We start from the raw sequence: 6,060 nt of genomic DNA, 5'->3' as shown, positions 1-6,060 counted from the left end.
CGCGCGCCGGGTCCCCCGCCACCCCCGCCGCCGCGGCAGGCCGGCGCGCCGCCGCATCAGCCGGCGCCGCCTCACCCGCAGGCGCGCCAGCCCGGCCCGGCGCCCGTCGTGCAGGAGCAGGCCACCACTCGGATCGCGACACAGTCACAGTCGAAGGACACATCGGTGCAAGCCCATCGCAGCTTCTTCCGTAACCCCACGTCGATCGCGCTGATCCTGGTCATCGTGTTGCTGCTGGTGATCGCCGGGCTGATCGGCGCGGAGCTCTACACCCGCCACACCGCCGACAGCAAGGTGGCCAGCGCGGTCGAATGCGAGGCGCAAGACAGCGCCACCGTGAAGTTCGCGGTGACCCCGCCGGTGCTGTGGCAGTACATCACCAGTCGCTACACCAACATCTCGGTGCAGACCGCGGGCAACCAGGTGCGTAGCGCCAAGGGCATGACGCTGAACCTCGACATCCACGACGTCAACCTGAACGGCGGCAACAACTCCAAGGGCACCATCGGCTCGCTGAACGGCACCATCACCTGGACGTCGGACGGCATCAAGCAATCGATCGAGGATGCCATCCCGGTGCTGGGCAGCTTTGTGGCCAGCAAGGTCACCACCAACGCCGGTGACGGGACCATTCAGTTGAAGGGCCTGCTGGACAGCGCCACCCTCAAGCCGCAGATTGTCAACAACGGGCTGTCGCTGAAGGTGGTCGACCTGAGCGCGCTGGGCTCGAAGATGTCGACGGACAAGGTGCAAAAGAACCTCGACGACCTGACCTCGAAGGCGACCCAGAACTATCCGCTGGGCATTCACGCCGACAGCGTGAAGGTCACCGATTCCGGTGTGCAGGCGACGTTTTCGACGCAGAACGCCACCATCCCGGCGTCGTCGCAGTCGTCGAGTCAGGACACCTGCTTCGACAACCTGTGACCGCGCCGAGTTAACCCAGCCCGTCGAGCACCGCGCGGGTGCCGGACAGCCCCAGCCGGGTGGCGCCTGCGTCGAGCATCGCGACGGCGTCGGCGGCGGTGCGGATGCCGCCGCTGGCCTTGACGCCGAGCCGCCCGCCGACGGTTGCGGCCATGAGCGCGACGGCAGCAACCGAGGCCCCGCCGGCGGGATGAAACCCGGTGGAGGTCTTCACGAAGTCCGCGCCGGCGTCCTCGGCGGCGCGGCACACGTCGACCAGCGCGCGCTCACCGGCCGCGGTCAGCAGCACCGCGGACTCGACGATCACCTTGAGCACCGCGGTGGGCACGGCGGCGCGCACCGCCGCGATGTCGGACCGAACGGCCTCGAGGTCACCGGCCAGCGCGGCGCCGACATCGATCACCATGTCGACCTCGCCCGCCCCGGATGCGACGGCCAACGCCGCTTCGCGCGCCTTCACCTCGGGCAGGTGCTTGCCCGACGGGAATCCCGCCACGGTCGCGATCCGCACGCCCCCGGTCTTAGCCGCGACCGGCACCATCGACGGCGATACGCAGACGGCGTAGACACCCAGTTCGGCGGCTTCGGCGACGACGGCGGCCACGTCAGCCGTGGTGGCCTCGGGCTTGAGCAGCGTGTGGTCGACCAGAGCGGCGACCTGGTTTCGGGTCGGCGGCATTAAATTTCGGGACCGCCCGGGTTACAGCCGGACGCCAGCATCGTGGCGTCGTCGACGACGGGACGCCAGGGCTCGAGGTTCCAGCTGGTCTTGCCGGGTTCCGCGAACTCGGCCACCTGCCAGTGACAGAGGAACTGCGCGCGCATGCCGGGAGTGTCGGCGCCCGGCGCCTTGGCCAGCACCTCGCTCCAGGCCTCGTCGCTGCCGGATACGCCCTGCCGGGCGGCCGCGCGCGCCGACGGGGTCGGATACACCCGCAGGCTGGTTCCCTGAGCCCACTGCACCCATTCGGTGTGGTCCACAAACGGCGGCGTTGGTGTTTCCGCGGAAGCGGGAACGGCGGCCAGCAGCGCGACAATCACCGCCGCCGGCACCGCGAAAGCCCGCATACGGCTAGCGCGATTTGCCTTGAATCTCAAGGAGTTTCGGGCGGACGTCGACCAAGTAGAGACCGGCGGCGCCGGCGGCGATCGCCATCCCGAGCACACCCAGCAACCAGGCAAGCGGCATGGCGACGCCCAGGATCACCAGCCAGATCGGCTTGGTCATTTTGTCCGCGGCGGTGTAGGCGTCCGGTGGCTGCATTGCCGCGTGCACGAACGCGTACAGCGTCATCAGGAGCACAGCGATCAGCAGGTAGGTCAGGACGCTTTGCACAAGGCTCACCCTCTAAGGGTATGCGGGCGGCCGTAAAAACGTCGACTCCGAGTTGCCCGGCAGGGCAACTCGGAGTCGAGGTGGTAGTGCGGACTACTTCTGGGTGACCTTCTTGGCCGGCGACTTCTTGGCCGGAGCCTTCTTGGCCGCAGCCTTGGCCGGGGTCTTCTTGGCCGGCGTCTTCTTGGCCGGAGCCTTCTTCGCCGGCTGCTTCTTGCCGGGCAGCTCGATGCCGACCAGCTTGGCGGCACGCTCACCGACCGCACGGGTCTGCGAAGCGACGGTGCCCAGCGCCTCCTGGGTCAACTCGACAGCCTGGTCGACGTAGCCCTCGGCGCGCGCCGACACGTCGTCGAAACCCTGCTGGCTGCGCAGCCGCTCGAGGGCGAGCTCACCGCGCTCAACCAGGTCGTTGTAACGCTCGGTCGCGGCCTCCAGGTAGCCCTCGGCCGCCTTGCGCAGCTCGTCGGCGGTGAACCGCTCACGCAGCTCGCGCAGCTGCTCCCGCAATTGCTCGGGCAGCTCTTCGCGGCGCTTGGCCAGCCGCGCACGGCTCTCCTCGACCCGGCTGCGGGTGTCGGTGCGGGTCTCTTCGGCACGCTCGCGCAGCTCGACGAGCAGGTCGTTGACCGTGGCCAGGGCCAGGTCGGCGGCGCCCAGCGCGGCGAGCAACGGGGCTTTCAGGTCGTCAACGGTCGGGTTGTCGGCCATGGTGTGTGTTTCCTTTCGATGGATGTTTCTCGTAGCGGCGGTCGAACAGTTGGCGTACCCAACGCTTAGGCAGGTTCGTCACGCGCCGCTTCGTTCTGTTGAACGAAGGACGTGTAAATGTCGAGCAGAACCTGCTTCTGCCGCTCGGTGATCGCCGTGTCGGTGACGATGGCGTCGCGGACCTCACTGGTCGGACTGGGTTCGAGAATCCCGGCCCGCACATAGAGAACTTCGGCGGAGACCCGCAGCGCCTTGGCGATCTGGTTGAGTACGTCAGCGGACGGTTTCCGCAATCCGCGCTCGATCTGGGACAGATACGGATTGCTGACACCGGCCTTTTCCGCCAACTGCCGCACCGACACCTGGGCCGCCTCTCGCTGCGCCCTGATGAAACTGCCGATGTCTGACGCAGCGGTGGACACCACTGCAGCAAGCTTCTCGTCCTGCGGCATTGGCGCTCCTCGCGTCTGATCGTCGGTGCTGACGCGCACCACAGTACGACCGAGTGCTAACTATTGCAAGCACTGTTAGCACAGCTCAGAACATTAGCTGCGCGATCGTGTAGATGACCAGGCCGGCCAGCGAACCCACCACGGTGCCGTTGATCCGGATGAACTGCAGGTCGCGGCCGACATGCAACTCGATGCGACGGCTGGCCTCGGCGGCATCCCACCGCTCGATCGTGTCGGTGATGATCGCGGTGATTTCAACGCCGTACTGCGAGACCAGGTGTTGGGCGGCGCGCACGATCCAGTCGTCGACCTTGTCGCGCAGGTCGGCGTCGTCGCGCAGCGACTCACCGATCCGCATCACCGTGTCGGCGATGCGGGTGCGCAGCGCGCTGGACGGGTCGTCGACGCCCTCGAGCACCAGTCGCTTGAGCGTCTTCCAGGCCGTCGCTGCGGCATTGGTGACCTCGTCGCGGGCCATCAGCTGCTCCTTGACGGCCTCGGCCCGCGCGATCGTCGCCTCGTCGTGCTGCAGGTCGTCGGCGAACTCGAAAAGGAACCGGGTCGCCGAGCGGCGCAGCTCGTGATCGGGGTTGCGGCGCACCTTGTCGGTGAAGTCCATCAGCTCGCGGTGAATGCGGTCGCCGACCAGATGGTCGATGAACCGCGGCGACCAGCTCGGCGAGTCGCGCTCGACCACCCGCTGGATGACCTCGCCGGCGTTCAGCGACCACTGGAACGCCCGGTCGGCCAGCAACTGGATCAGCGCCTCCTGCCGGTTCTCGGCCAGCAGGGTGGCCAGCACGCGGCCCACCGGCGGGCCCCATTTCGGCTCGGCGATGCGCCGCACGATCATCCGGTCGATGACGTGCTGGACGTCCTCGTCGCGCAGCAGTTCCATCAGCACCCGCAGCACGGTCGCGGTCTCGGCCGCCACCCGCTGGGCGTGCGAGATTTCCGAAAGCCACTTGCCCAGCCGGCTCGGGATCTGCGCATCCCGCAGCTTGGTCTCCACCACCGGCGGGGACAGGAAGTTCTCCCGCACGAATGTGCCCAGGCCCTCGCCGAGCTGGTCTTTCTTGCGCTTGATGATCGCGGTGTGCGGGATCGGGATGCCGAGCGGATGCTTGAACAGCGCGGTGACGGCGAACCAGTCCGCCAGGGCGCCGACCATGCCCGCTTCGGCGGCCGCACCGACGTAGCCGACCCAGGCGGCCGCCCCACCCCCGGACTGCGCCCAGCGGCAGCCGAGAAAAATCCCGGTCGCGCCGACCAGGAAGCTCAGTGCCACGACCTTCATCCGGCGCAGCGCCCGGCGTCGTTCGGCGTCGGCCTGAGGATCGGCCGCGACGAATGATTCCGCCAGAGACAGGGGGGCGGGCTGCGCTGTGATCGGCAGCCGCACCCGTGCCGCCGGATTGGCTCGATGATGCACCACCCCACCATCTTGACCCCCTCCCCGCGGATGATGCCGGGGGATTCCAACCCTTGGTTGTTGGTTGGAGCAGTAATTCCTCGCGGTTTCCTGCTGGTTCCTGCTTCGAGGATTCGCCGTAGCCCGCAGGCTATGGGTCGTCTCCACAGGCTGACACCGCCAACAGCCCGGCGGCCAATATGTTTTTAGCTGCGTTGACATCCGCGTGCTCGGCGGGACGTAGGCAGTGGGTGCACCGGAAAACCGCTTGGCTCTCACGGGATTTCGGGTCCACATGCCCACACGCCGAGCAGCGTTGTGACGTAAACGCTGCCGGAACCTTCACCACCTGTGTCCCGCTGTAGCGGGCCGCAGACTTCAATGCCGCCTCGAAGCAATACCAGCCCTTGGACAGGATCGCCCTGTTCAATCCCGACTTAGCCGACCCGCCGTTGGGCAAGTACTGGCCCGGAGTCGCCGGGTCTGCCACGGGTTGAGCGCGACGTGTCATGTCGCGCACGGGCAGTTGCTCCAGTGCAACCAGGGCGTTGTTGTGCGCCAGCCGCCGTGCGGTCTTGACGCAGAAGTCTTGGCGGCGGCGCCGCTCGCGGGCCCGTATCTTGCTCAGAGCTTGCCGGACCTTGGTGCGGTTGGCCGACCCGTGGGAGGCGCGCGATAACTTGCGTTGCAACCGCAGGGACCGCCGCTGCTCATCCGCGGTAATAAAAGCCTGGTCGAATAGGTCGCCGGCGCTGGTTGCCACCGCGACCGCCACCCCGCGATCCACCCCCACCGCAGTCCCAGGTAACGCATGCTCCGTCGGCGTCGTCTTCCCGTCGTCGACCAGCAACGAAATGAACCAATGTTGACCTTCGCGGCTTAATGTGGCGGAACGGATGGTTTCGCCATTCAAGCTGCGGGACGCGCGGAACTTCACCCATCCGAGTTTCGGCAGCTTGATCCGGGATTTGCGCCGGTTCAGCTTCTGCAGCTTCATCGTGCAGCCGTCGGGAAACCGAAACGACGGCGCCCATCGCCGCGCCGAACGCCACCGCACACGAAACGTGCCGCGTTGGCGGCACGCCTTGTCTAGATGAGTGATTCCTATCCCGGTCAGTGGTCGTAGGCGATCAGTGATCGTTTGGTGGGGTGTTGATTTTCCAGTTGTGCCAGATCACGGCGGCCAGTGCGAGTAAGCGTTGAGCGATGCGGGCGAAGACACC

The 6,060-nt window shown here is 67.1% G+C and carries 8 protein-coding genes and 1 pseudogene; 1 reads left to right on the top strand and 8 read right to left on the bottom strand.

The window, feature by feature from the left end; translation table 11 throughout:
• On the top strand, positions 1 to 927 hold a 927-nt coding region (locus tag AWC14_RS06660), incomplete at its 5' end, for an LmeA family phospholipid-binding protein (protein ID WP_249026306.1).
• Between the two features lie 10 nt (positions 928 to 937).
• On the opposite strand, the gene deoC is transcribed toward AWC14_RS06660, so the two are convergent.
• The 8 genes and pseudogenes from deoC to AWC14_RS28015 all read right to left on the bottom strand — a co-directional run.
• Positions 938 to 1,606 (bottom strand): deoxyribose-phosphate aldolase, encoded by a 669-nt coding sequence (gene deoC / locus AWC14_RS06655; RefSeq protein WP_045385843.1) that lies wholly within the window; start codon positions 1,604 to 1,606, stop codon positions 938 to 940.
• The gene (locus AWC14_RS06650) at positions 1,606 to 1,995 is read right to left on the bottom strand and encodes a DUF2599 domain-containing protein (RefSeq protein WP_057003590.1); all 390 of its coding nucleotides are present in this window, start codon (positions 1,993 to 1,995) and stop codon (positions 1,606 to 1,608) included. The genes deoC and AWC14_RS06650 overlap by 1 nt, the downstream gene beginning before the upstream one ends.
• A 4-nt stretch (positions 1,996 to 1,999) precedes the next feature.
• Positions 2,000 to 2,221, bottom strand: a complete 222-nt coding sequence (locus tag AWC14_RS06645; RefSeq protein ID WP_057003591.1) for a DUF2516 family protein — start codon at positions 2,219 to 2,221, stop codon at positions 2,000 to 2,002.
• A gap of 135 nt (positions 2,222 to 2,356) precedes the next feature.
• Positions 2,357 to 2,974, bottom strand: coding sequence for a hypothetical protein (locus AWC14_RS06640; protein WP_045385894.1), 618 nt, complete (start codon positions 2,972 to 2,974; stop codon positions 2,357 to 2,359).
• Positions 2,975 to 3,039: 65 nt separating this feature from the next.
• Complete coding sequence (locus tag AWC14_RS06635; protein WP_045385891.1) at positions 3,040 to 3,426, bottom strand: helix-turn-helix domain-containing protein; 387 nt, start codon at positions 3,424 to 3,426, stop codon at positions 3,040 to 3,042.
• Between the two features lie 85 nt (positions 3,427 to 3,511).
• The gene (locus AWC14_RS06630; RefSeq protein WP_045385888.1) at positions 3,512 to 4,828 is read right to left on the bottom strand and encodes a DUF445 domain-containing protein; all 1,317 of its coding nucleotides are present in this window, start codon (positions 4,826 to 4,828) and stop codon (positions 3,512 to 3,514) included.
• 160 nt (positions 4,829 to 4,988) lie between these two features.
• The gene (locus AWC14_RS06625) at positions 4,989 to 5,894 is read right to left on the bottom strand and encodes an RNA-guided endonuclease InsQ/TnpB family protein (RefSeq protein WP_052425723.1); all 906 of its coding nucleotides are present in this window, start codon (positions 5,892 to 5,894) and stop codon (positions 4,989 to 4,991) included.
• A gap of 56 nt (positions 5,895 to 5,950) precedes the next feature.
• Positions 5,951 to 6,060, bottom strand: a pseudogene (locus AWC14_RS28015) (IS982 family transposase); the annotation flags it as partial.

The organism is Mycobacterium kyorinense (assembly GCF_002101735.1).
Classification (GTDB): domain Bacteria; phylum Actinomycetota; class Actinomycetes; order Mycobacteriales; family Mycobacteriaceae; genus Mycobacterium; species Mycobacterium kyorinense.
Note: the sequence above shows the minus strand (reverse complement) of the source record. Positions and strands in the feature narration are given on the sequence as shown.

Bases quoted from the DNA above. Each gene is read 5' to 3' on its own strand.
- deoC (WP_045385843.1), bottom strand. From the start codon at position 1,606: ATGCCGCCGACCCGAAACCAGGTCGCCGCTCTGGTCGACCACACGCTG.
- AWC14_RS06650 (WP_057003590.1), bottom strand. From the start codon at position 1,995: ATGCGGGCTTTCGCGGTGCCGGCGGCGGTGATTGTCGCGCTGCTGGCC.
- AWC14_RS06645 (WP_057003591.1), bottom strand. From the start codon at position 2,221: ATGACGCTGTACGCGTTCGTGCACGCGGCAATGCAGCCACCGGACGCC.
- AWC14_RS06640 (WP_045385894.1), bottom strand. From the start codon at position 2,974: ATGGCCGACAACCCGACCGTTGACGACCTGAAAGCCCCGTTGCTCGCC.
- AWC14_RS06635 (WP_045385891.1), bottom strand. From the start codon at position 3,426: ATGCCGCAGGACGAGAAGCTTGCTGCAGTGGTGTCCACCGCTGCGTCA.